At 67.7% G+C, this 24,784-nt stretch carries 25 protein-coding genes and 1 pseudogene; 11 read left to right on the top strand and 15 right to left on the bottom strand.

Features of this window, described 5'->3' with window-relative positions:
- Positions 1-81: 81 nt before the first annotated feature.
- The 10 genes from MA875_RS03185 to MA875_RS03140 form a co-directional block, all read right to left on the bottom strand.
- Positions 82-906, bottom strand: a complete 825-nt coding sequence (locus MA875_RS03185; protein ID WP_248240653.1) for a cytochrome c biogenesis CcdA family protein — start codon at positions 904-906, stop codon at positions 82-84.
- Positions 907-935: 29 nt separating this feature from the next.
- Complete coding sequence (locus MA875_RS03180; RefSeq protein ID WP_248240233.1) at positions 936-1,550, bottom strand: TlpA family protein disulfide reductase; 615 nt, start codon at positions 1,548-1,550, stop codon at positions 936-938.
- Positions 1,547-2,845 (bottom strand): APC family permease, encoded by a 1,299-nt coding sequence (locus MA875_RS03175; protein ID WP_248240232.1) that lies wholly within the window; start codon positions 2,843-2,845, stop codon positions 1,547-1,549. The genes MA875_RS03180 and MA875_RS03175 overlap by 4 nt, the downstream gene beginning before the upstream one ends.
- Positions 2,846-2,873: 28 nt before the next feature.
- Positions 2,874-3,710: a F510_1955 family glycosylhydrolase gene (locus MA875_RS03170; protein ID WP_228178041.1), complete on the bottom strand. Its 837-nt coding sequence runs from the start codon at positions 3,708-3,710 to the stop codon at positions 2,874-2,876.
- A 79-nt stretch (positions 3,711-3,789) separates the two neighbouring features.
- Entirely contained in the window at positions 3,790-4,275 is a 486-nt protein-coding gene (locus tag MA875_RS03165; RefSeq protein WP_248240231.1) for a DUF6153 family protein, read from the bottom strand.
- A 55-nt stretch (positions 4,276-4,330) separates the two neighbouring features.
- Positions 4,331-5,791, bottom strand: coding sequence for a multicopper oxidase family protein (locus MA875_RS03160; RefSeq protein ID WP_228178043.1), 1,461 nt, complete (start codon positions 5,789-5,791; stop codon positions 4,331-4,333).
- On the bottom strand, positions 5,788-6,144 hold the full coding sequence (locus MA875_RS03155) for an SHOCT domain-containing protein (RefSeq protein WP_248240230.1): 357 nt from the start codon (positions 6,142-6,144) through the stop codon (positions 5,788-5,790). Before MA875_RS03155 ends, MA875_RS03160 begins: the two co-directional genes overlap by 4 nt.
- 654 nt (positions 6,145-6,798) lie before the next feature.
- Positions 6,799-7,380 (bottom strand): DUF305 domain-containing protein, encoded by a 582-nt coding sequence (locus tag MA875_RS03150; RefSeq protein ID WP_248240229.1) that lies wholly within the window; start codon positions 7,378-7,380, stop codon positions 6,799-6,801.
- An 88-nt stretch (positions 7,381-7,468) separates the two neighbouring features.
- Positions 7,469-7,828, bottom strand: coding sequence for a DUF6153 family protein (locus MA875_RS03145; RefSeq protein WP_248240228.1), 360 nt, complete (start codon positions 7,826-7,828; stop codon positions 7,469-7,471).
- A gap of 229 nt (positions 7,829-8,057) precedes the next feature.
- Positions 8,058-8,648 (bottom strand): DUF305 domain-containing protein, encoded by a 591-nt coding sequence (locus tag MA875_RS03140; protein WP_248240227.1) that lies wholly within the window; start codon positions 8,646-8,648, stop codon positions 8,058-8,060.
- 151 nt (positions 8,649-8,799) lie between these two features.
- Here MA875_RS03140 and MA875_RS03135 point away from each other — a divergent pair, with 151 nt between their 5' ends.
- The 6 genes and pseudogenes from MA875_RS03135 to MA875_RS03110 all read left to right on the top strand — a co-directional run bounded on the left by MA875_RS03135 (position 8,800) and on the right by MA875_RS03110 (position 14,747).
- The gene (locus tag MA875_RS03135) at positions 8,800-9,081 is read left to right on the top strand and encodes a metal-sensitive transcriptional regulator (RefSeq protein WP_248240652.1); all 282 of its coding nucleotides are present in this window, start codon (positions 8,800-8,802) and stop codon (positions 9,079-9,081) included.
- 25 nt (positions 9,082-9,106) lie between these two features.
- Entirely contained in the window at positions 9,107-9,439 is a 333-nt protein-coding gene (locus MA875_RS03130) for a heavy-metal-associated domain-containing protein (RefSeq protein WP_248240226.1), read from the top strand.
- Positions 9,436-11,709 (top strand): heavy metal translocating P-type ATPase, encoded by a 2,274-nt coding sequence (locus tag MA875_RS03125; RefSeq protein ID WP_248240225.1) that lies wholly within the window; start codon positions 9,436-9,438, stop codon positions 11,707-11,709. Before MA875_RS03130 ends, MA875_RS03125 begins: the two co-directional genes overlap by 4 nt.
- A 36-nt stretch (positions 11,710-11,745) precedes the next feature.
- Positions 11,746-11,985, top strand: a complete 240-nt coding sequence (locus tag MA875_RS03120) for a hypothetical protein (RefSeq protein WP_248240224.1) — start codon at positions 11,746-11,748, stop codon at positions 11,983-11,985.
- A gap of 3 nt (positions 11,986-11,988) precedes the next feature.
- Positions 11,989-13,878: pseudogene (locus tag MA875_RS03115) on the top strand (heavy metal translocating P-type ATPase).
- A 35-nt stretch (positions 13,879-13,913) separates the two neighbouring features.
- Positions 13,914-14,747, top strand: coding sequence for a F510_1955 family glycosylhydrolase (locus MA875_RS03110; RefSeq protein WP_248240223.1), 834 nt, complete (start codon positions 13,914-13,916; stop codon positions 14,745-14,747).
- A 13-nt stretch (positions 14,748-14,760) separates the two neighbouring features.
- Here the strand turns inward: MA875_RS03110 and MA875_RS03105 are convergent, their stop codons facing one another.
- From MA875_RS03105 to MA875_RS03095, 3 genes are all read right to left on the bottom strand, one after another.
- Positions 14,761-15,243 carry a hypothetical protein gene (locus tag MA875_RS03105; protein ID WP_248240221.1) on the bottom strand — a complete coding sequence of 161 codons (483 nt, stop codon included), beginning with the start codon at positions 15,241-15,243 and terminating at the stop codon, positions 14,761-14,763.
- Positions 15,244-16,026: 783 nt separating this feature from the next.
- A complete protein-coding gene (locus tag MA875_RS03100) occupies positions 16,027-16,170 on the bottom strand; it encodes a hypothetical protein (RefSeq protein WP_248240219.1) in 144 nt (47 codons plus the stop codon).
- Positions 16,171-16,175: 5 nt separating this feature from the next.
- The gene (locus tag MA875_RS03095) at positions 16,176-16,481 is read right to left on the bottom strand and encodes a transposase (RefSeq protein ID WP_248240217.1); all 306 of its coding nucleotides are present in this window, start codon (positions 16,479-16,481) and stop codon (positions 16,176-16,178) included.
- 109 nt (positions 16,482-16,590) lie between these two features.
- On the opposite strand from MA875_RS03095, the gene cmtR reads away from it, so the two are divergent.
- The 4 genes from cmtR (at position 16,591) to MA875_RS03075 (ending at position 21,733) form a co-directional block, all read left to right on the top strand.
- A complete protein-coding gene (gene cmtR / locus MA875_RS03090) occupies positions 16,591-16,947 on the top strand; it encodes a Cd(II)/Pb(II)-sensing metalloregulatory transcriptional regulator CmtR (RefSeq protein WP_248240216.1) in 357 nt (118 codons plus the stop codon).
- A complete protein-coding gene (locus tag MA875_RS03085; protein ID WP_248240215.1) occupies positions 16,944-17,651 on the top strand; it encodes a cation efflux transmembrane domain-containing protein in 708 nt (235 codons plus the stop codon). Before cmtR ends, MA875_RS03085 begins: the two co-directional genes overlap by 4 nt.
- 451 nt (positions 17,652-18,102) lie before the next feature.
- Positions 18,103-20,691 carry an AAA family ATPase gene (locus MA875_RS03080; protein WP_308221494.1) on the top strand — a complete coding sequence of 863 codons (2,589 nt, stop codon included), beginning with the start codon at positions 18,103-18,105 and terminating at the stop codon, positions 20,689-20,691.
- Positions 20,692-20,845: 154 nt separating this feature from the next.
- Positions 20,846-21,733, top strand: a complete 888-nt coding sequence (locus tag MA875_RS03075) for a type II toxin-antitoxin system death-on-curing family toxin (RefSeq protein WP_248240213.1) — start codon at positions 20,846-20,848, stop codon at positions 21,731-21,733.
- Between the two features lie 9 nt (positions 21,734-21,742).
- On the opposite strand, the gene MA875_RS03070 is transcribed toward MA875_RS03075, so the two are convergent.
- On the bottom strand, positions 21,743-21,889 hold the full coding sequence (locus MA875_RS03070; protein WP_194385479.1) for a helix-turn-helix domain-containing protein: 147 nt from the start codon (positions 21,887-21,889) through the stop codon (positions 21,743-21,745).
- Positions 21,890-22,055: 166 nt separating this feature from the next.
- Here MA875_RS03070 and MA875_RS03065 point away from each other — a divergent pair, with 166 nt between their 5' ends.
- The gene (locus MA875_RS03065; protein WP_228178050.1) at positions 22,056-22,682 is read left to right on the top strand and encodes a hypothetical protein; all 627 of its coding nucleotides are present in this window, start codon (positions 22,056-22,058) and stop codon (positions 22,680-22,682) included.
- Between the two features lie 377 nt (positions 22,683-23,059).
- Here the strand turns inward: MA875_RS03065 and MA875_RS03060 are convergent, their stop codons facing one another.
- On the bottom strand, positions 23,060-24,754 hold the full coding sequence (locus MA875_RS03060) for a glycoside hydrolase family 13 protein (RefSeq protein WP_248240211.1): 1,695 nt from the start codon (positions 24,752-24,754) through the stop codon (positions 23,060-23,062).
- Positions 24,755-24,784 lie beyond the last annotated feature (30 nt).

The raw sequence follows: 24,784 nt of genomic DNA, 5'->3' as shown, positions 1-24,784 counted from the left end.
CTTGCTCACCCCAACCACGATACCCCCTAGGGGTATTCCCTCGGGAGGGGATCCACGTCGGGTGCGGGGACTGCTGTGTCGTCAGATGGGGAGGGGGACGCTCAAGAACACGCCTTGCAGGTTCGACATCAGCGCGGTCCACAGGCCCGTGACCATGAGCGTGCCGAGCGCGATGAGGAGTGTGCCGCCGATGATGTTGATCAGGCGGATGTGGCGGCGCATCACTCCGACGGATCGGGTCGCCCAGCCGAATCCGAAGGTGAGGAGGATGAACGGGATGCCGAGACCGAGCGAGTATGCGAGGCCGAGGAGCGCGCCGCGTGCAGCGGATGCCTGATCGAAGGACATCCCGAGGATGACGGCGAGGGTGGGTCCGATGCAGGGTGTCCAACCTATGCCGAGAGCGATGCCCAGCAGGGGGGCTCCCGCCAATCCGATCCTTCCGCGCACGCGTGGCCGCATGGTGCGTTGCGCGAACCGGAGGCCGCCGATGAAGACCACGCCCATGATGATGATGAACGCGCCGAGGACGCGGGTGATCGGGTCGGCGTATTCCAGGAGGAGCCTTCCGGCGGTGCCGCCGAGCATAGCCACGCTGATGAACACGACGGTGAATCCGGCGATGAACAGCACCACGCCGATCACAACACGGTGCCGACCGGTCGTGAGAGTCGCGGTCGGGGTCGGAGCGGCGGATACCGGGGCGGCCGCGGTCGGGTCGTGGCACTCCGCGTCGGTGGTGCTGTCCGGCTCGTCGAGGTGTGCTCGAGGCGCGGGTGTGTGTGTCGTGCGGGGTGCTGCGGCGGCGCCGATGTAGCCGAGGTAGCCGGGCACCAGGGGAAGGACGCAGGGGGAGAGGAAGGACACCAGTCCGGCGAGCACGGCGATCGGGATGGCGACGAGCAGGGATCCGCCGGCGACGGAGTCGACGAGGGTCACGATTCGTCCAGTGTCTCGGAGATGAGCGTTTTGAGGATCGAGGCGCTGCTGAGCTGGCCGATGATGCGGGCGGCGACCCTGCCCTTGCGGTCCAGCACGATCGTCGTCGGGACGGCGTTCAACGGTGTCTCTTCCGCGAATGCGAGTTTCACGGACCCATCCACGGTCGCGAGGGCGCTGGGGTAGGTGATGCCGTAGGTGTCGGCGAACGCGGTCGCGGCGGCGGCGCTGTCGTAGATGTTCACGCCGAGGAAGGACACGTCATCGTCTGCGAACGCCTCGTGCGCGGCTTCGAGCTCCGGCGCCTCGAAACGGCACGGCGCGCATGCGGCGTACCAGAAGTTCACGACCACGACATCGCCGGCGTACTCGTCGCTGGTGACGGTGTCGCCGGTGTCGAGCACTCCCTGGAACGTGACGGGTCGACTGCGGTCTGCTGTGGGGATCTCGACGACTCGGAAGCCGTCGGCGGCGATGAACCCCTTGTTGTCGCCCGCCCGGTACTGGTCGGAGAGGGGGTTGTCGGAGCAGGATGCCAGGGAGGCTGTGAGGACGAGGGCAGCGCTGGCGGCGGTGAGACGCCGCAGTGTCGTCGTTGTGCGTCGGGTCATCGGCCGCTCGTCTCGGTTCGGTGCCGACGGGTGACGACCCATGCCTGTGCGGCGAAGATCACCGCGGCGAGGCCCGCCGCGACGCCGACGGTGAGCAGGTCGGACTGCACCTTGCTGATCGTGAACGCGGCGAGGATCGCGACGTCCAGCACGATGGTGGCGATGGGCAGCCAGCGGTGCGCAATGATCTTGTCGCGGAGCCGTCGCAGCACTCCCCACTGCACGGCGATGTCCATCGTGAGGTAGAGGAACACGCCCAGCGCTGCGATACGGCCTAGGTCGAACACCGCGGTGAGGACGATCGCGGCCCCGGCAGTGATCAGCAGGGGCTGGTGGGGCACCCGCGCGGGAAGCGCGGGTGCCTGCTTCATGTCCTGCAGCATCCCGTACAGGCGCGACACGGAGAACAGGCTGGCGAGCAGTCCGGAGAGGGTCGCGATCACGGCGACGGCCACGGTGATGCCGACGCCCCACGCGCCGAACAGCGGGTGGGCTGCTTCGGCGAGGGCGTAGTCGCGGGCATCGATCGCGCCGGATGCTCCGATGCTTGCCCCGACCGACAGGGTGATCAGCAGGTACAGCACCGCGCAGATCGCGATCGAGATCATGATGGACCGGGCGATGTTCCGTTTGGCGTCCTTTACGTCATCGCCCTGATTGGTGATCGTCGTGAAGCCCTTGTATGCGAGGACACACAGCGCGACGGCAGCCACCACCCCGAGCAAGCCGTCTCCGCTGTCCGAGCCGTCCGAGAAGAACCCCGCGCCGGTGGCGGCTGCGCCGATGAGCCCGGCCGCCGCGAGTACTGCGATCCCGACGATCTTCAGGACAGCGGTGACCAGCGCGGAGCGTTCGACGAGCTGGTTGCCGACGAGGTTGACCACCGCCGCGGCCGCGATCGCGATGACCCCCAGCAGCGGCACCAGCACGACGGAGTCCTGGAGCCCGAAGGGTCGCAGCAGGTAGGTGCCGAAGGTGCGGGCGAGGAGGCTCTCGGCGACCACCATCGACACGTACATGAACAGCGAGAACGACCCCGCGACCACGCCCGGGCCGTAGGCGTCTTTCAGCAGCATGGCGATGCCGCCCGCTGACGGGTTCACGCTCGAGTACCGCGCGTAGGCGTACGAGCTGACACCGGCTACGGCGGCGCCGGCGATGAACGCCACCGGGAACCAGTCGCCGGCGAGTCCGGCGACCTGCCCGACCAGCGCGAAGATGCCCGCGCCGATCATCACCCCGGTGCCCAGCGCCACCGAGCCGACGAGACTGATCTTCGTGTCCTGCTCGCTCACGTGCACCTCCCGAATCGCAGGCCCCGGATCACTGGTCGCCGCCGAGGAGCCGGAGCCCGCTGTCGTCGGCCACGGCGATCTCTCCCGACGAGGTGAGAGCGATCGCCTGCGCCTGGCCGTCCGCGCTGCCCGCTTCGACCCACGATACGGCGGCGTCCGCGCTCGTCCAGATCGTGCCTTCGACGTCGACTCCGACCAGCGTCGAGTGGTCGGGGGATGCCGACAGTAGATAAAGTGTCGGCGCATCCGGGACGGGCGCGAAGGTGACTGCGCCGTCCACGCTGAACAGAACCCCGCCGGGGGTGGTGGCGTAGACGGTGCCGGTGTCGTCGACGGTGAGCGCGTACGCGGAAATGTTCGCGCCCGCTGCTGTCCAGGTCGAACCGCCGTCTGTGCTGGTCAGAACGGCCGGCTCGTCGGTCGAGAGCCCGTACAGGGTGCCGTCGGGTCCGGCGGTCAGGGCGTGGAAGTCCTTCTCGCTCGTGTACGCGATGGGGGACCAGGTCTGGCCGGCGTCGTCGCTGCGGATGATGCCGAGGTGCGGGGATCCCCACTCTGCGGGGGTGTTCGCGCCGGGGTGGCCGGACGCGACGAAGGCGTCGCCGGTGACGGCGAGCCCCATCGCGTCGAATTCGTACCCGCCGATCGGGTCCCCGATGCCGCCGTCGGCATCGACCGGGAGGAGACCGTCGTGGGTGCCGAGGATCGTGGTGCCGGTTGCCGGGTCGGTGATGATCGCGTGGACGTGGGTGGACAGGGCGGACGAGTGGTCGTCGCCCGCGGTGGTGGTCTGTGCGGTGCAGGCGGTGAGGCTGAGGGTGGCGACAGCGGCAATGGCCACCGCCGCGCGAACGCGGAAGTGCATGAGGGTTCTCTTGATCAAGGTGAAGGGGTGGCGCCGAAACGGCGAAGACCAGGCGAGCCCGACAAGTCGGGCGCACCCCTCACGTGCGACTGATCGAAAGCGCCGTCAGATCCGGCGAGGAGGGGCGCGCACTCGCGCGCATCGCGCCCACAAGTCGGCTGAGGGCCATCGCAGCGACGCCGATGCGCACCTCTCTGGGCAGAGCTCGAACGGCGAGCAGAACGATGAGGATCAGCGCGGTCACGCACATCGCCGCGACATCATGGCTGCCGACCGTCGCACACCCCGCGCAGTCGGCGCTGAGATCGGCCGGCGCCGACAACGGTGCCGACGCGGCCACGGATGCCGACACGGCAGCGGCGTCATGGCCTCCCCCTGTCGAGTCGGCCGCGATCAGCGTCGACGTCGTTTCGGTGTGTGCTGTCGAGGACCCGGTCCACAATGCGTGCATGCCGACCAGCCCGGCCATCAGCAGCGACACCACGATCACGGCGAACCACCGGCGGGAGGCGCTGCCGCCACCCGCTGCGTTCGACCGCTCGTTCATCCGCTGCCCCTTCGGCACCCAGCCATCGTAGCCGGGCTCGCCCGGCGGGCGAGCCCGCGGGGCGAGCGCGGGGTTACGCGGCGTCGACGACACCCATCATGCCGAGGTCTTCGTGGTCGAGGATGTGGCAGTGGTAGACGGTCTGGCCGGGGAACCGGTCGAACGCGATCCGCACCGTGACCGACGTCCCCGCGGGCACGTCGACGACGTCTCGGACGTCCACACCGGTAACGTCGGCGCTTCCCGCGCGGAGGACCTGCATCGGCCAGACGTGCAGGTGGAACGGGTGGTCCATCGGCGACACGTTCACGATCGTCCAGTCCTCGACGGTCCCGATCGTCACACTCTGATCGGTCCGGCCCGCATCGAACGCGCGCCCGTCGATCAGGAACCGCATGCCCGCGCCGCCGCCCATGCCCATGCTCATCGTGAGCGTCCGCGTGCCGTCGACCGCAGTCTCGCGAAGGTCGCGGCGGGTACTCACGACCGGGTCGGCGACCACGGGGGGCGTCGCTCCGGCATCCGGGACCACGGTGAGCACGACAGCCTCGGGCGACGTCGTGGAACCGCCGCCCATCATCCCCATCCCCGCCTGTCCTCGGTCGTAGGCGGCAGCCACCAGGTCCGTCGCCGCTGTGGGAGTGGTGATCACGACATCGGCGCGGTTCCCCGGGGCGAGGACCAGCCGATCCGCGGACTGTGGGGTGCGGCGGTGTGAGTCGATCCCGCGCACCCGGGCGTCCAGGTCGCCCAGTCGCAGGTCGAGGTAGCGGCTCGTGCACGCGTTGACGATCAGGAGTCGCTGCTCCGATTCCGCGGGCGCGGGAAGCGTCGGGGAGGGCTGGCCGTTGACCAGCAGCACCTCGCCGGTGCGTCCCAGCATCCGCTCGACTCCCGACACCGACGCGACCGCACCATCTGTGATCGTCACGTCCGAGACGACCACGACCCGCGGCGGCGCCTGGGACCAGTCCTCCTCGTCCACGATGATCGCACCGTACAGGCCGGCGAACACCTGATCGGCGACCAGCTCGTGATGATGCGGGTGGTACCAGAACACTCCGGCCGGGTGATCGTCCGGGAGCTGGATCTCGTAGTCGAAGCTCTCCCCGGCACCGATGCGCAGGAACGGGTTGTCGCTGTTGTCGGATGCCGACACCAGCAGACCGTGCGTGTGCAGATTCGTCGGGTCGGTGAGGTCGTTCTGCAGCCGCACCCGCAGGAGATCACCGGGACGGAGGTGAAGCGTGGGTCCGGGAACGGTGCCGTTGTAGGTCAGCATCCGCACCGACGCGCCACCGACCTCCACCTCCCGCTCGGCCGCCTGCAACGTGACATCGAGCACACCGTCGACCGACTCCAGCACCGACGGCTCGACCCACCCGGCCGCCCCCGACGTCGCGGTCGCCGTTCCGCTCCCGGAGGTCTGTGATCCGACCGTCGTCCACACCAACCCGGTCGCGCCGATGCCGAGCGCGCCCACACCGAGAGCGCCGATCGTCAGAGCCTGCCGGCGTGTGATCCCCCCGCTCATGCGCCGTTGAGAGTACGCATACGTTCGTTGAACTCATCCGTGTCGATCTCACCGCGCGCGTACCGCTCCTCGAGGATCCGCCGCGCCGACGACACCTCAGCCCCTGGGGCCGGCGTGCCGACCGCGGGAGGTGCGGCGGCGGGCGGGGCCGCGTTCGTGCGCGTGCTCAGCCGGATCGCCACGAACACCAGCAGCCCGATCCCGATCAGGATGAGGATGACCCACAGCCAACCCCAGCCCCAGCCCATGCCCATCCCGAAGCCCATGTCGTAGCCGCCGTCGCCGTCATCCCACATCATCAGAACACCACTCCTTCTGGACAGGTCACCAAGACCTGCGATGACCTCGCGCATACCCTGGGTGGGTGTCGAGGACACGTCCACCCTACGTCCGATACGGACGGCGCAGGTCGGGACGAACGTCCCGACCTGCGGCCGCGCACGGGCTAACACTGAGTGGCCGGAGACGTGATCGACGCGGGTGGTAGCCGGGCCGCAGATCCCCGGGATCGCTCGCCCGAACGGCTCCGGCACGTGGGAAACGTTTGGGAAGAATCGACCGCAAACGACCGTCACTGAGCACAGCGTGGAAAGCAGTGATTCCGCGGAATCATGCGGGACTGTGGCCGTCGAAATGTTGGAAATGTCGAACCTTCAGAGTTCAAATCCTTCCGTCTCCGCAGAAAAATCCCTGGTCAGGCGCCATTATCGCGGATGCATTCCACATGTAGAACGTGGCGGAAACGCATGCCGATTGCGCCAAGTGACCGCCCAGGTGACCCCGGAGCGCAACACCCTGCGGCCATCTGGTGAGGTGTCGCACCGGCTGCTGGCCTGGGCTTTCTTGTGCTGAATCGAGCTGGGCGACCCGCAGGTGACTCCGCCGGAAGTCAGAAGGCCGCAATCGGGAATACTGCACGAGTAGGTGACGCTTTGACCTGTCACCTATCCGGGCAGCAGTCCCTTGTCCATGTACTGGGCCGGCCAGGTCTGACCGGCCCAGTACAATCAAAGGGTGGCGAGAATCTCCTCCATCGTGGTGATCTCCGTGGTTTGCGAGGCGATGATGTTCTCGGCGAGGGCGATCACATCAGCGTTCTGACCGTGTTCCACCTCGGTCTGCGCCATCTGGATCGCGCCCTCGTGGTGCACGATCATCTGCTCCAGGAAGAGACGCGACGCCTCCACGCCGGTGGCATCCTGAAGGGCGCGCATGTCCGTGTCCGACATCATCCCTCCGTGATCCATTCCGTCCATGTCCCCCATCGGGGTGCCCCAGTCATCGAGCCATGACTCCATCAGCTCGATCTCCGGGCCTTGGGCGGCCTTGATCTGTTCGGCCAGGGCCACGACGCGCTCGTCGATGTCGTCCTTCGCGAGGACCATCTCGGCCATCTCGACAGCTTGTTCGTGGTGAGGGATCATCATCATCGCGAACTGCACATCGGCGCTGTTCGCGTCGGCGTCCGCGGATGTCGATGAGTCCGTTCCGGGCATATCACCCGGTCCGGTTGCGGTGCTGGCGCAACCGGCGAGGGCGAGTATGGCGGTAAGGGCGGTTGCGGCGGTCGCCGCAATGCGGTTCTTCAATTGGGGTTTTCCTCAGTCGTGTGTGATGCGCACGATCGGGGCGATCGCACGCGGAAGCTCGGCTGACCTATAGATCAGCGGGCTGAGATCACGTACGACTGATGCAGAGAACGAGAAGCGACGGCGGCCGCGTCGACGGGATCCGGCCGGTGATCGGGACTGGTCCGGCTCGGCCGAACGCGACACCCCAACTGACGCCGACGCGGGGAAGCAGAATCAGGAGCGTCGCGGCCAGGAGGGCGAACACGCACGCCATTGCCAGCATGGCCTCGTGCCCGCCGCAGTCCGCACAGCCCGCGTCGGTCGATGATGCGTGAGGATCCGAGGGGGAGCCCGCGTCGGGCATCGATATCGCGGCAGGCTCGGTATGAGTGGTGGGGGTGTTCAGCGCGTGCATCGCCATCAGTCCGAACGCGAGCGCGGCAGTGAGGACGATGAGCAGGAACACAGAACGGCCCGCCCCGAAAACGGAGCGGCGCGGATGCTGTGAGATAGCGATCACCGAGATCTCACCTCCCCTCGCGTTCAGAGTAATCGCACGGCGCTGCAAGGGCGATCGACATCATCGCCGACGGGCGCCGACTCTCACGTCCGGAGTCGACACGACCGGGGCTGAGTCCGGCCATGCCGACGTTGCGCGACGCCTCTCGGTCGCCAGCGCGGACACGCCCGGCCAGTCAGCGATCAGCGCACTGGCGATCAGCTGGTTCGTCGAATGTCGGCACGGGGCGCGCCTGGGCGTCTTCCGATGTCAGAGCCAGGCCATTCTCCCGGATGTCTGCGGTGAGCCAATCCATCTCGAGGATCTCGCGCTTCTGCGCCTCACTGATCGCGACGGCGAGTTCGCAGACGCGCACGTCTTGTATCTGAGCCCGTTCCGATCGGGTGATCGCGAGAGAGTGGTGGGGGATCATGCCCTGCATGAATCCGATGTCGTCGACCGTGATCTGGCTGCGATCCAGATAGATGCCACCGCCGACCAGCAGAACTCCGGCGACGATGATCGCGATGTTCGCCTTGGTGTTCTTGTACATGTCGAGCATCCAGGCGAGCATGATGAGCACCATCGTCCCGCCCATGGTGATCGCCATGAAGATGCGGCTCTCGCTGAGACGGATGTGGCCCCATTCCCACGAGCCGGCGAACATGACGAAGTACATCACGACGACCGCGGTGAGGATCATGGCGCCGAATCGGATGTACATCGCGCGTGACTTGCGGGTCTCGCTCCGGTCCTGCTGGTCGGTGTGCTGCGGTTCTTCCGGCATGACGCGTCCTTTCGAGTAGGGAGGCTGGCCCATGTATGAAGCCAGCACGCTACCTCTCGGCGGCTGATCGGCACACGGGCCTTGCCATACCGTGCCGGGGTAGAGTAAAGGAGCATTGACGTGCATACCCACGGGGGGTATAGTCGCCCATCTGAACGGCTACGTGGCAAACAAGGATGACCTGCTCAAGAGGCTGCGACGTGCCGAAGGGCAGGTGCGGGGCATCGCGCGGATGGTCGAGGAAGACAAGTACTGCATCGACATCCTCACGCAGGTGTCGGCGGCGACCAGGGCGCTCGAGACGGTGGCTCTCAGTCTTCTCGGTGATCACCTGAGCCACTGCGTGGCGGAAGCCAGTGCCGAGGGTGGCCCGGTCGCGGCGGAGAAGATCCGTGAGGCCAACGATGCCATCGCCCGCCTTGTGCGTTCCTGAGACCCCCGACGATGAAGGAGACACCATGACCACCGACAACCGCATCGATCTGGGACTGAAGGATGCCGGCGGGGGATGCGCCTGCTGCGCACCCTCCGCCGCCGCATCCGCTGAGACGAAGCCGATGGACGGCGCAGTGACGTCCGAGGTGTTCGTGTCGGGGATGACCTGCTCGCACTGTGTCAGCAGCGTGACCGAGGAGCTCTCGGCGATCGAGGGCGTCGACGACGTCTCGGTGAAGCTGAACGCCGGTGGCGCCTCCCGGGTCGAGATCCGCAGTTCGGCGCCGATCGCCGACGCCGAGATCCAGTCAGCCGTCGAAGAGGCCGGGTACACCCTGGCGCGCGTGACGTCATGACCATGGGTGATGTCGAGCTCGACATCACCGGGATGACGTGCGCGTCGTGCGCGACGCGCATCGAGCGCAAGCTCAACAGGCTCCCCGGGGTGGAGGCGACCGTCAATTACGCAACCGGGAAGGCTCGGGTGCGCGGCGATGACGTCGACCCAGCCGCGCTGATCGCGACGGTCGAGTCGGCCGGCTACCAGGCTGCGCTTCCCGCGCCGCCGGTGGCCGACGCCCCCGATGACGGCACCGAGCCGGTGGATCTCGAGCTCGTCTCGCTGCGTCGGCGTCTGCTGATCAGCGCCGCGCTGTCGGTGCCGGTCGCTCTCATGTCGATGATCCCGGCGCTGCAGTTCGAGTACTGGCAGTGGCTGGCGCTGACGCTCACTGCTCCCGTGGCGGTGTGGGGCGCGTGGCCGTTCCACCGCGCCGCCGCGATCAACGCCCGACACGGTGCGGCGACGATGGACACCCTGATCAGCGTCGGCGTGACCGCGGCGTTCGGGTGGTCGCTGTTCGCGCTGTTCTTCGGCGGCGCGGGGGTCCCGGGCATGACGATGACCTTCACTCTGATCGGCGCTCCCCAGGCCGGGGGTGACGAGATCTACCTCGAGGTCGCCGCGCTGGTGACGGTGTTCCTCCTGGCGGGGCGCTACGCGGAAGCGCGGGCCCGGAAGTCGTCGTCGGAGGCGCTGCGAGCGCTGCTCGAGCTGGGGGCGCGAGACGCCGTGCGCCTGGTCGACGGCGTGGAGCAGTGCATCCCGGTCGATCAGCTCGCCGTTGGTGACACCGTGCTGGTGCGTCCCGGCGAGAAGATCCCGTCGGACGGTCTGGTCGTCGACGGGTCCTCGGCCGTCGACGCGAGCATGCTGACGGGCGAGTCCGTGCCGGTCGAGGTGGGGGTGGGCTCCCGCGTCGTCGGGGCGACGGTCAACGTCGGCGGGCGCCTGGTCGTGGAGATCACCCGGGTCGGTGCCGACACGGAGTTGGCCCGGATGCGGCGGCTCATGGAAGACGCGCAGACCGGGAAGGCCCGGGTGCAACGCCTCGCCGACCGCGTCTCGGCGGTGTTCGTGCCGGTCGTGATCCTGCTGTCCATCGCCGCGTTCGTCGGCTGGATGATCGCCGGCGGCAGCCTGGAGCTCGCATTCACCGCCGCCGTGGCGACCCTCATCATCGCCTGCCCGTGCGCGCTGGGGCTCGCGACCCCGACCGCGCTGCTGGTCGGCACTGGACGCGGCTCGCAGATGGGTATCCTCATCCGCGGGCCGCAGGTGCTGGAGCAGACCCACGACGTCGACGTCATCGTCTTGGACAAGACCGGCACGGTGACCACCGGCACCATGGCGGTATCTGCCGTTCGCCCCGCGCCCGGTGTCAGCGGCGAAGAGCTGCTCGCCTCGGCGGCGGCGGCGGTCGAATCCGGATCAGAGCATCCCGTCGCCCGGGCCGTCGTGGCCGAAGTCGGTGCGGTTGCGCCCGCCGACACGTTCGACTCGCGTGCCGGGCTCGGCGTGCAGGGGATGGTCGGCGGCTCGCTCGTCGTGGCCGGCCGCCCATCTTGGCTGCAGGAACAGTGGGGCATCCGCGTCGACGACAACCTGCAGCAGGAGGCCGGCGCCCTCGCAGACGGCGGTGCGACCGTCGTCGCCGTCGGCCGCGATGGGAGCCCGCTGGGCCTCATCGCGGTGGCCGACACCGTCAAGCCCACCAGCGTCGAGGCCATCGCCCGCTTCCGCGCGCTGGGCATGACGCCGGTGCTGCTCACCGGCGACAACGATGGTGCCGCCCGGCACATCGCCGCCCAGGTCGGCATCGACGAGGTGCGATCCGGCGTCACCCCGGCCGGCAAGCTCGACGCGGTGCGCCGGCTGCAGGAGCAGGGGCACACGGTCGCGATGGTCGGCGACGGGGTCAACGACGCCGCAGCCCTCGCCGCGGCAGACCTGGGCATCGCCATGGGCGGAGGCACGGATGCCGCGATCGCGGCCAGCGACATCACCGTCGTCTCGGGCGATCTGCTGGTCGTCGCCGACGCGGTGCGGCTGGCCCGGCGCACCCTGCGCACCATCAAGGGCAACCTGTTCTGGGCGTTCGCGTACAACGTCGCAGCCATTCCCGTCGCCATGGCGGGCCTGCTCAACCCGCTGGTCGCCGCCGCCGCGATGGCGCTCTCGTCGGTCTTCGTCGTCACCAACAGCCTGCGGCTGCGCGGGTTCCGTCCCATTCCGTCGAGCTCGTCGGCCGTCGCCGACGATGCGCGGACCCCCGCTCGGCTCTAGCCGAGGCCACCGAAGCACTCCTGGAAGGACATTCCCATGAGTCAACATGACTCTGGCCATGCGTCCGCTCAGAGCGAGCACGCCGCCGGCGTCGACGAGCTCCACCACGAGGGCGACCATCCCGCGCACGACGACCATGCCGGGCGTGGCGAGCACTCGGAGCACGTCGGTCACTCCGGCCACGGCGGCCACTCCGGGCACGGCGACCACGTCGGCCAGTTCCGCCGACTGTTCTGGATCATGCTCGTCCTCGCGATCCCGGTCGTGGCGTTCTAGGGCATGTTCTCGATGCTGCTCGGCTACCCGTTGCCGGATGCCCCGTGGGTCGGATGGATCTCGCCGATTCTGGGCACCGTCATGTACGTGTGGGGCGGCGCGCCGTTCCTGACCGGTGCCGTCAGCGAGCTGCGTGCCCGCAAGCCCGGCATGATGCTGCTGATCGCGCTGGCGATCACCGTCGCCTTCCTCGCATCCTGTGGTGCAAGCCTCGGTCTGCTGCACCATGAGCTCGACTTCTGGTGGGAGCTGGCGCTGCTGATCGTCATCATGCTGCTCGGGCACTGGATCGAGATGCGGTCGTTGGCGCAGACCACCTCCGCACTCGATTCCCTCGCGGCACTGCTGCCCGACGAGGCCGAGAAGATCGACGGCGACTCCACCGTCACCGTCGCACCGGCCGACCTCGTCGTCGGCGATCTCGTCGTGGTCCGCCCAGGCGGACGGGTGCCCGCCGATGGCCGCGTGGTCCAGGGGTCGGCGAGCATGGACGAGTCGATGATCACCGGCGAATCCCGCCCCGTGCGCCGTGGCGACGGCGATCCGGTGGTCGCCGGGACCGTGGCCACCGACTCCGGCCTGCGGGTGGAGATCACCGCAATCGGCGACGACACCGCGCTCGCCGGCATCCAGCGGCTCGTGACGGAAGCGCAGAACTCGTCGTCACGGGCGCAGCGCCTCGCCGACCGTGCCGCCGGATGGCTCTTCTGGTTCGCCCTCGGCGCCGCCGCGATCACCGCTGCGGTGTGGAGCATGATCGGGATGCCCGATGCCGCCGTCATCCGCACCATCACCGTGCTCGTGATCGCGTGCCCCCACGCACTGGGTCTGGCGATCCCGCTCGTCGTGTCCATCGCCACGGAGCGCGCGGCTCGCGCCGGAGTGCTTGTCAAGGACCGCCTCGCACTCGAGAACATGCGCACGGTCGATGCCGTGCTGTTCGACAAGACGGGAACCCTCACCAAAGGCGCACCCGCCGTCACCGGCGTCGAGCCCACCGCGGGAACCGACGAAGACCGGCTGATCGCCCTCGCCGCCGCGGCGGAGGCCGACTCCGAGCATCCGCTCGCGCGGGCGATCGTTACTGCGGCCCGCGACAAGAGCCTCTCCGTGCCGGCATCCTCCGACTTCGAGTCCTCGCCGGCCGTCGGCGTGCGCGCGACCGTCGACGGGCACATCGTGCAGGTCGGCGGGCCGCACCTGCTCGATCAGGAGGGCGGCGAGGAGCTGCCGGTCGCAGACCACTGGCGCGACGAGGGCGCCATCATCCTGCACGTCCTGATCGACGGCGAGGTCGCCGGCGCGCTGCGGCTGGCCGATGAGATCCGGCCCGAGTCGCGCCAGACGGTCCACGCGCTGCACGCCCGCGACGTGGAGGTCGTAATGATCACCGGCGACGCCGAGGCCGTCGCGGCGTAGGTTGCTGCTGAGCTGGGGATCGATAGATACTTCGCCGGTGTGCGGCCGGAAGACAAGGCGTCGAAGGTCAAGCAGCTGCAAGACGAGGGCGGTAAGGTCGCGATGGTCGGGGATGGCGTCAACGACGCTCCCGCGCTCGCTCAGGCCGACGTCGGCATCGCGATCGGCGCGGGCACCGATGTGGCGATCGCCTCGGCCGGTGTCATCCTCGCCAGCGACGACCCCCGCTCGGTGCTCTCGGTGATCGAGCTGTCACGGGCCAGCTACCGCAAGATGAAGCAGAACCTGTGGTGGGCGGCCGGATACAACCTGATCTCGGTGCCGCTGGCGGCGGGCATTCTCGCGCCGATCGGCTTCGTGCTGCCGATGTCCGTGGGAGCGATCCTCATGTCGCTCTCCACGATCGTCGTGGCCCTCAACGCCCAGCTGCTGCGCCGTCTCGACCTCAGCCCGGATGTGGTCATCGACCGCTGAACCCGCGTCGGCCTTCGAGGCCCGAAAGGATGCCTATGATCACCCGCCCTCACGCGACCGCCACCGCCGTCGCGCTCATCGCAGTCGCTCTCACCGGCTGTGCGGCCGCCGACCCGCCGTCCACCGGCGACGAGCACGCCACCGACATGCTCCACGTGCACGCGATCGTCACCACCCCGGGCGGCGACGGCTACTTGCTGGGAACCCACGAAGGAATCTATGCCGCGACACCCGACGGACAACTCGGTGACCGGGTCGGCGACGAAGACTTCGACGCGATGGGGCTGACGGTGTCGGGGGAGGACCTCATCGCCTCCGGCCACCCGGGCCGCGACACGTCGGAAGGACTGGGGGCGGGAAACCTCGGCATCATCCGCAGCGACGATGGCGGCATCACCTGGGATCCGGTGGCGTTCACGGGCGAGAAGGACTTCCACGCCCTCACCGCCGCGGCGGACGGCACACTGTACGGGCAGGCCACCGACAGCGGCGAACTGCTCTCCAGCACCGACTCCGGCGTCACGTGGCATCCGACCGGCGCCACCCTCTTCACTTTCGGGCTCGCGGTCGACGCGACCGGCGGAATCCTCGCCGTCACCCCCGACGGGCTGCAGCTCAGCACCGACGGCGGTGCTTCGTTCGCAACGCTCACGGACGCGCCGAAGCTCTATGCCATCTCCGCGTCTCCCGACCACCAACGACTCGTCGGCGTGGACACCGACGGCGCGATCTGGACCAGCACCGCCGGCAGTGCCTGGCAGAGCACCGGAGCCGTGCACGGCGCGGCGCAGGCCATCACGATCGCCGACAACGGAGACATCCTCGTCGTCGACGACAGCGGACTCAGCCTGCTGCGCTCCGACCGCTGACGATGCCGAAGGCCTAAGCGACCGCAGGCGTGCGTCGATCGGGCGGACGCTTCACCAGCAGCGCGGCAGTGCCGGCGATGGCAACGGTGGCCGCGGCGATCGTGACGAGATGGATGCTGAGCGGCCCGCCGTTGTACATCGTCACGCCCACCGCGACCAGGGTGACCGCGACGATGACGAGGGCCACGGGGTGCTGTCGGCGGAGTCCGATCGGCACGAGCAGGGCGGGAACGACGTAGAGGACGACGCTCGCAGGCCCCATGGCGTTCACGGCGGCGATGTAGCCGTCCGTCCCTGGGATCACGGCGAGGATGCTGCGGTAGAACATCGCGACGCAGTGCAGAATGAGCCCGATCACGCCGATCACCAGCAGTGTGACGTCGACCCGCGAGGAGCGCCGCGCATACTTCCCCCATGGCAGTTTCTTGCTGAGGAAGCGCGCGGCGAAGAGAAGTGCTGGGATCAGCACGAGTGCTGCGGTGAACGTGATCGGCACAGTTGGCTCCCGTCGTCGACCCTTGAGTGCATCTCAGCATCTATCCCTGAACAGGTTCTCGGTTCTACCCATCGGTGCTACATCAGGGTGGCGCTACGCTCCTGCTGGCGCAGGCGGCGGATCGTTGGGGCGGTCATCGACCGCGTGGTTGGGGTTCGCAACTCGCCCGCGATGCTGGAGATATGCTTCCTCGGCGGATCTGTCGCGTTTCGCGCCGGGTGACCCCCAGGTGACCCCGAGCATGCCGAGGGTCGTGTGGTCTCCTGAGTGCCGGGTGTGTTGAGTGCGTGGCGAGCGGTCGAGTCGCCGCCAGAAAGATCCCGATCAAGCCAGGAAATCCGCGTGATTACGCGGTAGCACGGGTCATGCGAAGCGCTGCCGGGGTTCGAGCCGGGTGACCCTGCTAAGGTGGAGTCCCCTCACGGGGACCGAGGGTTCAAATCCTTCCGTCTCCGCCATGAAAGCCCTTTCCGACATTTCAGAGCTTTGCTCGGTCACGCTCGACGACGGAAACTAGCGCTAATCTGGCCGTTTGAGATTTCAAAGACGGAGGGATCGCGCTTCTCAATCGGGAGCTCTCCCGCGAGATTCCGCAGTTCTTGCTGTTCCAGCGGCCGCTTGGGACGAGTTTGGGAAGAGCTGGAGACGGAGGTGTCTGGACCCTCGGTTCACGAGATCACTCGGCAGCGGCGTCGTCTTGTCGGAGCGCGTGGTGAACGGCGCCCATAGACGCCGTAGTTCTCCGCATGCAGCCTCCGACCTCCGGCACCAGCAGTTCGTCCTTCAGCTGTCGGGCCGACGGGGCGCGGTCTTTCGCGCCGCGCGGTAGCCGCGGGAGGTGAGGAAGCCCTGCACTGCCGGTCGCAGGACACGGCAGATGAGCTCGACCCCGAAGCGATCCCGGTACTCGTCGATGAACCGGATCATCTCGGTCAGGGGCGGTCGAGCTCCTTCGCGAAAAACACGCTCGCAGCCTTTAGGATCTCGTTCACCTTCCGCAACTCCGAGACTTCCTTCTCCAGCTGCTTGATCCGTTGAGCGGCGTCGGTCGAGACGCCTGCCTTGGTGCCGGCGTCGACCTCGTAGCGGCGCCGCCAGAGGCGCAGCGTCTCCGGGCTCATCCCGAGCAGACCGGCGACATGACGGACCGCGCTCATCATGTTCGGGTGCTCCGGCCGCGCCTCCGCGAACACCCGCAACGCACGCTCACGCATCTCCGGCGAGTACTTCCTGTTCATCGAGTTCCATCCTTGCTTGCAGAACGGAACGAAAGTGCAGCCGATTCACTCTGCCAGCCGGCTGAAGTGCGACTACGTGATAGGTCAGCACAAACTGTATAGTCATCGCGTGCTGACTATTGCCACGCGAGTGGATGTGATGAACCGGCTCGGCAGGGCCATGGCGGACCCGACGCGTTCACGGATCCTGATGACTCTGCTGAATGGGCCAAGCTACACGGCTGTGCTTGCGCGGGAGCTTGAGCTGACCCGGTCAAATGTGTCCAACCACCTGGTGTGTTTGCGTGACTGTGGCATCGTGGTCGCCGAACCTGAGGGCCGGCAGACCCGGTACGAGATCGCCGATCCGCATCTTTCCCACGCGCTGACCTCGTTGCTCGAAGTGACGCTCGCGGTGGACGAGAGCGCACCGTGTATCGACCCGGCCTGTACCGTTCCTGGCTGCTGTGTGCAGGATGTCCAATGAGCGCGGCGATCACGGCTGATCGCCGCGTGACGCTGCACCGGCGGGTGCGACTGATCGTCGCGTTCACGATCACCTACAACATCCTCGAGGGCATTATCGCGGTCGCTGCGGGTGCGGCCGCGTCGTCGGCTGCGCTGATCGGGTTCGGTCTGGACTCATTCATCGAGGTCCTCTCGGCCGTGGCGGTGGCATGGCAGTTCACCCGGAAGAATCCCGAACGGTGGGAGAAGCCGACCGTCCGGGCGATCGGCATCGCGTTCTTCGCGCTTGCCGTGTACGTCACCGTCGACGCGATCATCGCCCTCGCCGGCGTCGAACCGGTTGAGCACAGCCCGCTTGGCATCGGTATCGCGGTCGCGAGCCTTGTCGTCATGCCCGCACTCGCGTGGTTCCAATTCCGGACCGGCCGCGAACTCGGGTCCAAGAGCGTCCAGGCAGACGCCAAGCAACTGCTGCTGTGCATCTACCTGTCCGGCACCGTGCTGATCGGCCTGCTGCTGAACTCGCTCTTCGGCTGGACGTGGGCCGACTCGATCGCCGCACTGATCATCGCTGCGCTCGCGATGCGCGAGGGAATCGAGGCCTGGCGCGGCGACATCGAATCACCGTTCGAATCCGCGTCGTCCCAGTGCCGCGTTGCTAGCCCGGCCGATGGAGTGCCCGCCCTGCTCCGGGCGACTGCGGGCACCTCGCTGGAGCAATGAGTGGGCCTCCCCGCTGCCGAGCTACCGAACGCGACCGCGAGATGATCGCTCTAGGCTTCCGAACGGACTCGCCGCTGCGAGACAGGGGGCTCCGACACATCGCGACGCAGTGCCGCGACGAGGTGACCGAACGGCGAAGACGAGCATCGAACTGATCACCTGGCGAATGACGATGCACGCAGGCATCACGGACGAGGGCTACCGGTCCGCACGCACAAATCTGCATCTACCGCCACTTGGCTACAACCCACAAAAATGCCCGGATAATCGCGAAAACGAGTCGTACCCTGGCGCCATGAGAGGTGGCCTGGAGCGTTGGAAGCGGGGTGCTGATTCCCGCGGGGTCCGCCACGCGATCGCGTACGCGATGGAGGGCACCTGCGATGCTCACCTCCCACACCTTCACGCTGTCGAAGCGCTCGAGAACTACAGCGATGTCTCAGGTGCGACCGTGTCGAGATTCATCGTGGAGAACGGTGCTATCTCGAGCGACGAGTTGACCGCCGGTGGACTCCGCGTCTGGCTGACCGGCCACGATCCGATCACGGGGGAGGAACGAGGCCGTCAGCGATTGAGTCCCGACGCTGACCTGGTGCTCGACGGAACGATCAATCACCCGAAGTCCTACAGCATCGCCGCGCTTCTGCATCCTGCGCTCGCACGAGAGTTCGAAGCGCTGCAGGGCCGGCTCAGAGACCAAGTCCTCCTCACCTGGCAGCGGCAACTCAACGCCCGACGCGGGCACAACGGGCTCATCCGCGAAGACCTCACCCGGCTCGAGGTCGTCGAGTTGCAGCACCGCCGTTCGCGCGCGCTTGACCCGCACATTCATCGCCATCTCTGGCTTAACGTGAAGGTGCTCGGCGCCGACGGCAGGTGGTCGAACGTCGACTCCCGGGTTGCGATGAAGCTGCACACCGTGGTGAATGCCGAAGGTGAGCTTGCGGCGCGCACCGATCCTGACTGGATCGCAGCGCTGGCCCGCCACGGCTACACGATCGGGATCGATGGAGAGATCGCCGAGCTGGCCGCTGCCGTGCGCCCGCTGTCTCGTCGGTCCGCGCAGATCGAAGCCAACCGCGCACGCCTGATCGCTGAATGGACGTCGGCTCACGGAGGATCCGCGCCCAGTATGGAGGTGCTGACGCAGATCGATCGGCGCGCGTGGGCGGTGTCGAGGCCGAATAAGCCCGAGGGCCTCGATGAAGGCTCGTGGGAAGCCGTCGTGCGCGACGAGATCGCCGACATCGATCGGACCCTGCTCCAGGAACGCGACACGGTCGAACTCGATCACGTCGACCCCGCGGTGCTTGATCGGGACCTGCTCGCGGCGATGGCGATCGTCGACGCGGATGGGCGCTCTGTTGCTTCCGGTGGGCGATTCAGTGCTTTCGACGTGCGCGCCGGTGCCATCCGCGCGCTCTCACGAAGTGGAATCGTCGCCGCGCGTGCCGACCTCGATCACGTGATCGACGACGTCACCGCACGAGCGCTGCGCGAGTCGGTCGACCTCGGAGGCGGGGCCGACGCCCCCGCGCACGTCAAGGTCTTCATGGCGACGGAAGCGATGAAGTCGAAGATCTTCCTCTCGCACCGGCTCGATCGAATCGCAACGGCCGGACGATCCCTCCTCCCCACCGAACTGCGAAAGCAGGCCGGCGCGGAGTGCGACCAACTGGACTCGGCGCAGTTCGTCGCCGCAGCCGCGATCGCCGGAAGCGACGGACTGGTCGCCATCACCGGGCCGGCTGGTGCCGGCAAGACGACCATGCTGCGGATCGCCTTTCGCGCGCTGAGCGCGCAGCGGCGGCGGATGCTCGTCGTCGCGCCCACGCGCAAGGCGGCTTCGGTTGCAGCGCGCGAGGTCGGCGCGGCCGCAACCAGCATCCACGCGCTCCTCGCGGATCACGGATTCCGCTGGGGCACGGATGCCGCGGGCGCCACGACGTGGCATCGGCTATCGATCGGCGACGTGGATGCGGACACCGGATCGAACTACGGGGGCCCGACGAACTTCGTCCTGCGCCCGCGGGACCGCATCGTCGTCGACGAGGCCGGCATGGTCGACCTGCAGGTCGTCAACGCGCTCGCCGAGCTCGCCCACGAGCGCGGTGTCGGCGTCGCGATGGTCGGTGACCCTTATCAAGCCCTTCCCGTCGGGCACGTGGGCGCCATGGCTGCCGCCGTCCGGCACGCCGGCGCTGCGGTCGAGCTCGACGCGGTGCACCGATTCGCGGATGCCGAGTACGCGGCCCTCACGCTCGAGCTGCGGCATCCCGACGATGCCGAGCACGCGGCGCGTATCGCGAGCCGACTGGACGAACGCGGGCACCTGACACGAGTCGACCATGCGGAGGATGCCCATCGGCAGATGATCGACGCCTACTTCGCATGGCAGGCGCGCGGCAAGCGTGTCGCGCTCGTTACCGGCGCCAATAGCGACGCCGGCGCGCTCAACGACGAGATTCAGCAGCGGCGGGTCGATCGCGGGGAACTGGACCCGACCGTTCTCGCGTGGGGCATGGGGGAGCAGCGCATCCTCGTCGGCGACACCGTGCAGACGCGCCGCAACGATCGCCGCACGGGGGTGGAGAATCGCGCCACCTGGGTCGTCAGCAAGATCACCGATGACTCGCTACTGCTGCGATCGGTCAACGACAGCGGGGATGTGCGCAAGGTCACACGCGACTACGCGTTCGAGCACGTGCAACTCGCGTACGCGTCGACCGTGCACGGCATACAGGGCGAGACGGTGGATGCTTCGATCGTCGGCCCTGACGTGGACGCCGCCGGCCTCTACGTCGGCCTTACCCGTGGACGCGAGCACAACGAGGTGGTCGCTGTCGCACACACCGGCCGCGCCGCGCGCGCGAACGTCGCGACTTGCATGCTGCGCGGCAGCACGGAGTTGACGATGCAGGATGCCGTGCGTGCAGCCCGGGCAGAGATGCAACGGGCTGCGCAGGTTCGAGATCGACACGATGCCTTCGCGCGCGGGCCTCAGGTTGCGCCGAGCGCGGGGCGCGGGATGTCGATCTGACGGTGCTGGTCCTGATTGTCGCGCTGACGCCGACCACGGGGCGTCAGATGTCGGAGCGACAGACCCGGTGCGATCGTTCTGCGTTGTCGGCCGCTCGTGGTGAACTAGGCGAATGAGGTCGGCGATCGAGATCTTCGAGTCCACGGATGGTGTGGTGTCCCTCGAGCTGCGCACGGAGGGCGAGACCGTGTGGGCTTCGCAGGCCGATATCGAGCAGCTGTTCGGGATCGCGCGATCGAGCGTCTCACGTCACATCAGCAACATCATCCGCGATGCCGAGGTCGATGCCGAAAGCAATTTGCAGAAAGTGCAAATTGCTTCCTCCGACCGTCCCGTGACGCTGTACAGCCTCGACGTGGTGCTGGCCGTCGGGTACCGGGCGAACTCGGCGCGAGCTGTCGAGTTTCGTCGCTGGTCGACCGATGTGCTCAAGCGGTACATGCTGAAGGGAATCGCGACCAACGAGCGCCGGCTCCTGGAGCTCGACTCGCTTGTGAAGGTGCTGTCACGCTCGACGGACCAGCTTGTTGCTGGCGTCGCAGAAGTCGTCGCGCGTTACCTGCCGAGCCTGCGCGCGCTCCGCGACTACGACGAGGGCGAGATACCCGTTGTTGACGGCGATGTGCCGACCTGGACGCTGACCTATGACGAGGCGCGGGCGGTGATCGACGAAGTCGGGGCGGAGTTTCCGGCCGACGCGCTGTTCGGCGGCGAACGGGGCGACGCGTTGCGCGGTGTGGTGGCGACGATCTATCAGGGATTCGGGGGAGTGGACCTATACCCGACGGTGCAGGAGAAGGCGGCGAATCTGCTCTACCTCGTCGTGAAGGACCACCCGCTCACCGACGGGAACAAGCGCAGCGCGGCGGCGCTGTTCGTGCACTTCCTTGCCCGCAACCAGGTGCTCGACGACGCGCGCGGCGTGGCGCGGATCTCCAACAACGCGCTGGCAGCGATCACGCTCATGGTCGCGATGAGCGACCCGAAAGAGAAGGAACTGATGATCGCCCTTCTGGTGAGTATGCTCGCCGGCGAAGGCTGACCCAAGTAGTCAGGGCTCGACGCCGAAGATCCGCAGCAGCGCGGCTCTCGGGATCATCCGTCGGGGACCCAGCTGGACAGTCGGGATCGTCCCGCTGTCGATGCCGAGCTTGATCGTGCGGTAGTCCACGCCGACGAGTTCTGCAGCAGCCTTCATCGTCAACGCGAGCGACGTCGATGTCTGGTTATCGTTCCATCTCCCATGGTTGTGCGCAGTGTGTGACAGCACTTGCGCACACCGTACACCCAAACTGAGCAATGCGCGACATGAATTCTTCACGTCACGCATTGCCCTCCAGAATTGTGCATGGCAGACTCGCCGCATGACCGAACTTGTCGTCGAGTCGATCGCGCCCGAGAGAGTCGAGGTGGGCGATGGCATCAGCATCCCGACTGCCTGGGACGTCATCGTGACGGGTGAGCCCGGCGTGCCTGGCGCCATCCGACTCCACGGCGAATATGACGACGCCCTGCGTCGCGCGGTAGCCGCGACAGTTCGTGTCGACCGCGTCGGCGAGGGCGATGAGGTCACGGCGCAGGTGCTGCGCGAAGCGCGGGTCCAGTGGCTCGTCGCGGCATCCGCGTTCCGGATTGTCACGGTCGCACGAGAGGGCGGCGAGTTCCAACCGCTGTCGTCCTATCTCGCAGACGTGAGAGCACACAGCGATCGCACGCCGACCGAAGCTCGCGACCAGGCGATCGTCCTCTACCGGATTGCATCCACCATCAATCTCGCTCCGCTCAAGTTCGTCTCGGACTACCTCAACGTGAGCGTCAGCACTGCGACCCGGATGATGGCTCGGGCGCGCCAGCAGGGGCTGGCTGCAGATCTGATCACCCGTGAGACCTACAACCGCATGCAGCAGGACGAGCAGCGACGGATGACGGGACCCCACCGCGTGCCGGGCTCGAGTCCCTCGCGTTCCTCTGGCCCCTCGATGGGCATGTGACCTCTGCGTCGCGGCGACCTGCTGGATCCACGAGCGTGAGCGGCGTAGCCTTGACTGAGCGAGGAACAGCCACGCGGCGGCGTTTGCGGCCCGGTTGACTCCCCGATCTCCACAGATTCGATGTTGAGAATCTCCTCCGTCGGATCGCCCACATATCGCCCGCATTTGCCGTGAATGTGGGCGATTCTTCTTGCATGTTCCTGTCGGCGCATGCCCTCGACAGCGGCAGGATTCCGCGGTTTTCGGCGTCGAATGCGGGTCGTTCACATGCCCAAAGCCTCTTTCGATTCCCCCCATCTCCACCAGTTCCGCTGTCGCACACGAAGGGCCCGGGCACCGCGGATGACGCGGTGTCCGAGCCCTTCGTCGCTTCCGGGTCAGAGCGCGTCGAACCAGGCGGTCGCCTCACCCGGGAGCCGTCCGCCGTCCAACGGGGCCGACGTCAACACGGGTGCCGCGCCCTCGGGGAGGTCGAACGGCTCGGTGCCGAAGTTCGTGATGACCGTCCAGCCGCTCGGCCGGCGGAATCGGAGCACGTCCTCCCGCCCCGTCTCGATCCACTCCAGGGTCTCAGCCGTCTGCAGGCGACGGCGCAGCGCGAGCGCGTCGCGGTACAGGGTGAGCGTGGAGGTCGGGTCGCCCGCCTGCGCGGACGCCGACGCCTCGGCGAACCAGGACGGCTGCGGAAGGTGCGGGGCACCGCTGCCGAAGCCGAAGAAAGGCTCGTCCGCCGACCACGGCAGGGGCACGCGGCATCCGTCCCGGCCCATGTCCTCGCCGGGGCTGCGGAAGAAGGTCGGGTCCTGGCGCTGGGCGTCCGGGATCTCCGCCACCTCGTGCAGACCGAGCTCCTCGCCCTGATAGATGTACGCCGAGCCGGGAAGTCCCAGCACGAAGAGGCTGGCCGCGCGTGCCCGTCGAAGTCCGCGTGCGCGGTCGAGCTGCGGAGTAGTCCCGCCCGAGAGCAGCCACTCGTTGCCGTGCTTGCGCACCGGCCGCCCGTCTTCGCCCCGCTCGGCGTCGGGGAGCCCGTACCGAGTGGCGTGGCGGACGACGTCGTGGTTGGAGAGCACCCAGGTGGTCGATGAGCCCGATTCCGCCGCGAGCAACAGGTTCGAGCCCACGATCCGGCTGAACTGGCCGGCGTTGAAATCAGCCTCGAGCAGATCGAAGTTGAACGCCTGACCGAGGCTCTCCGCGCGGGCGTACAGCGGGATGCGCGCCGGATCCACCCACGCCTCGGCGACCGCCGCCCGGGGCGGGTCGTACGAGTCGAACACCGCCCGCCATTCGGCGTAGACCTCGTGCACGTCATCGCGGTCGATGAGCGGATGATGTCCGTCGCGGGGGAGCGACTCCAGCTCAGCGCGGGAGGGCAGCGGCTCGGTGAGGTCCTTGGTCAGCATATGGGCGACGTCGATGCGGAATCCGTCGACGCCGCGGTCGGCCCAGAACCGGAGCGTGCGGACGAAGTCGGCCCGCACCTCGGGGTTGTCCCAGTTGAGGTCGGGCTGCTCCACGGCGAAGTTGTGGAAGTACCACTGCCCGTCGGCGACCCGTTCCCAGGCGGGTCCGCCGAAGACCGAGACCCAGTCGGTCGGCGGCTCTGAGCCGTCCGGACCCGTGCCGTCGCGGAAGATGTAGCGCTCGCGGGCCGCTGAGCCGCGACCCGCGGCAAGGGCCTCCTGGAACCAGGCGTGCTGATCGGAGGTGTGGTTGGGGACGATGTCGACGACGATGCGGATGCCCGCGGCGTGGAGCGCATCGACCAGACGGTCGAAGTCCTCGAGCGTCCCGAGGCGCGGATCGACGTCGCGGTAGTCGGCGACGTCGTAGCCCCCGTCGGCCAGTTCGGACGGATAGAACGGACTCAGCCAGACCGCATCGACGCCCAGTTCGCGCAGGTGGTCGATCCGCGAGAGGATCCCCGGCAGGTCGCCGATGCCGTCCCCGTCGGCGTCGGCGAAGCTGCGCGGGTAGACCTGGTAGACCACGGCCTGGCGCCACCACTCGGGCAGCTCGATCTGCTGGGGGTCGGCGGTCTGGAGGGCGGGGGTGCCGGCGGTTGTCACGGGGACGGTGTTCCTTTCGGGTGATGGGTG

Origin of the sequence: Microbacterium kunmingense (assembly GCF_023155745.1) — a bacterium.
GTDB lineage: Bacteria > Actinomycetota > Actinomycetes > Actinomycetales > Microbacteriaceae > Microbacterium > Microbacterium kunmingense.
Note: the sequence above shows the minus strand (reverse complement) of the source record. Positions and strands in the feature narration are given on the sequence as shown.

Coding starts and splice junctions, on each gene's coding strand:
- MA875_RS03085 (WP_248240215.1), top strand. CDS start 16,944: ATGAGCGCGGCGATCACGGCTGATCGCCGCGTGACGCTGCACCGGCGG.
- MA875_RS03070 (WP_194385479.1), bottom strand. CDS start 21,889: ATGAAGGCTGCTGCAGAACTCGTCGGCGTGGACTACCGCACGATCAAG.
- MA875_RS03100 (WP_248240219.1), bottom strand. CDS start 16,170: ATGATCCGGTTCATCGACGAGTACCGGGATCGCTTCGGGGTCGAGCTC.
- MA875_RS03065 (WP_228178050.1), top strand. CDS start 22,056: ATGACCGAACTTGTCGTCGAGTCGATCGCGCCCGAGAGAGTCGAGGTG.
- MA875_RS03180 (WP_248240233.1), bottom strand. CDS start 1,550: ATGACCCGACGCACAACGACGACACTGCGGCGTCTCACCGCCGCCAGC.
- MA875_RS03160 (WP_228178043.1), bottom strand. CDS start 5,791: ATGAGCGGGGGGATCACACGCCGGCAGGCTCTGACGATCGGCGCTCTC.
- MA875_RS03110 (WP_248240223.1), top strand. CDS start 13,914: ATGATCACCCGCCCTCACGCGACCGCCACCGCCGTCGCGCTCATCGCA.
- MA875_RS03125 (WP_248240225.1), top strand. CDS start 9,436: ATGACCATGGGTGATGTCGAGCTCGACATCACCGGGATGACGTGCGCG.
- MA875_RS03155 (WP_248240230.1), bottom strand. CDS start 6,144: ATGCGCGAGGTCATCGCAGGTCTTGGTGACCTGTCCAGAAGGAGTGGT.
- MA875_RS03095 (WP_248240217.1), bottom strand. CDS start 16,481: ATGAACAGGAAGTACTCGCCGGAGATGCGTGAGCGTGCGTTGCGGGTG.
- MA875_RS03120 (WP_248240224.1), top strand. CDS start 11,746: ATGAGTCAACATGACTCTGGCCATGCGTCCGCTCAGAGCGAGCACGCC.
- MA875_RS03140 (WP_248240227.1), bottom strand. CDS start 8,648: ATGCCGGAAGAACCGCAGCACACCGACCAGCAGGACCGGAGCGAGACC.
- MA875_RS03170 (WP_228178041.1), bottom strand. CDS start 3,710: ATGCACTTCCGCGTTCGCGCGGCGGTGGCCATTGCCGCTGTCGCCACC.
- MA875_RS03130 (WP_248240226.1), top strand. CDS start 9,107: ATGACCACCGACAACCGCATCGATCTGGGACTGAAGGATGCCGGCGGG.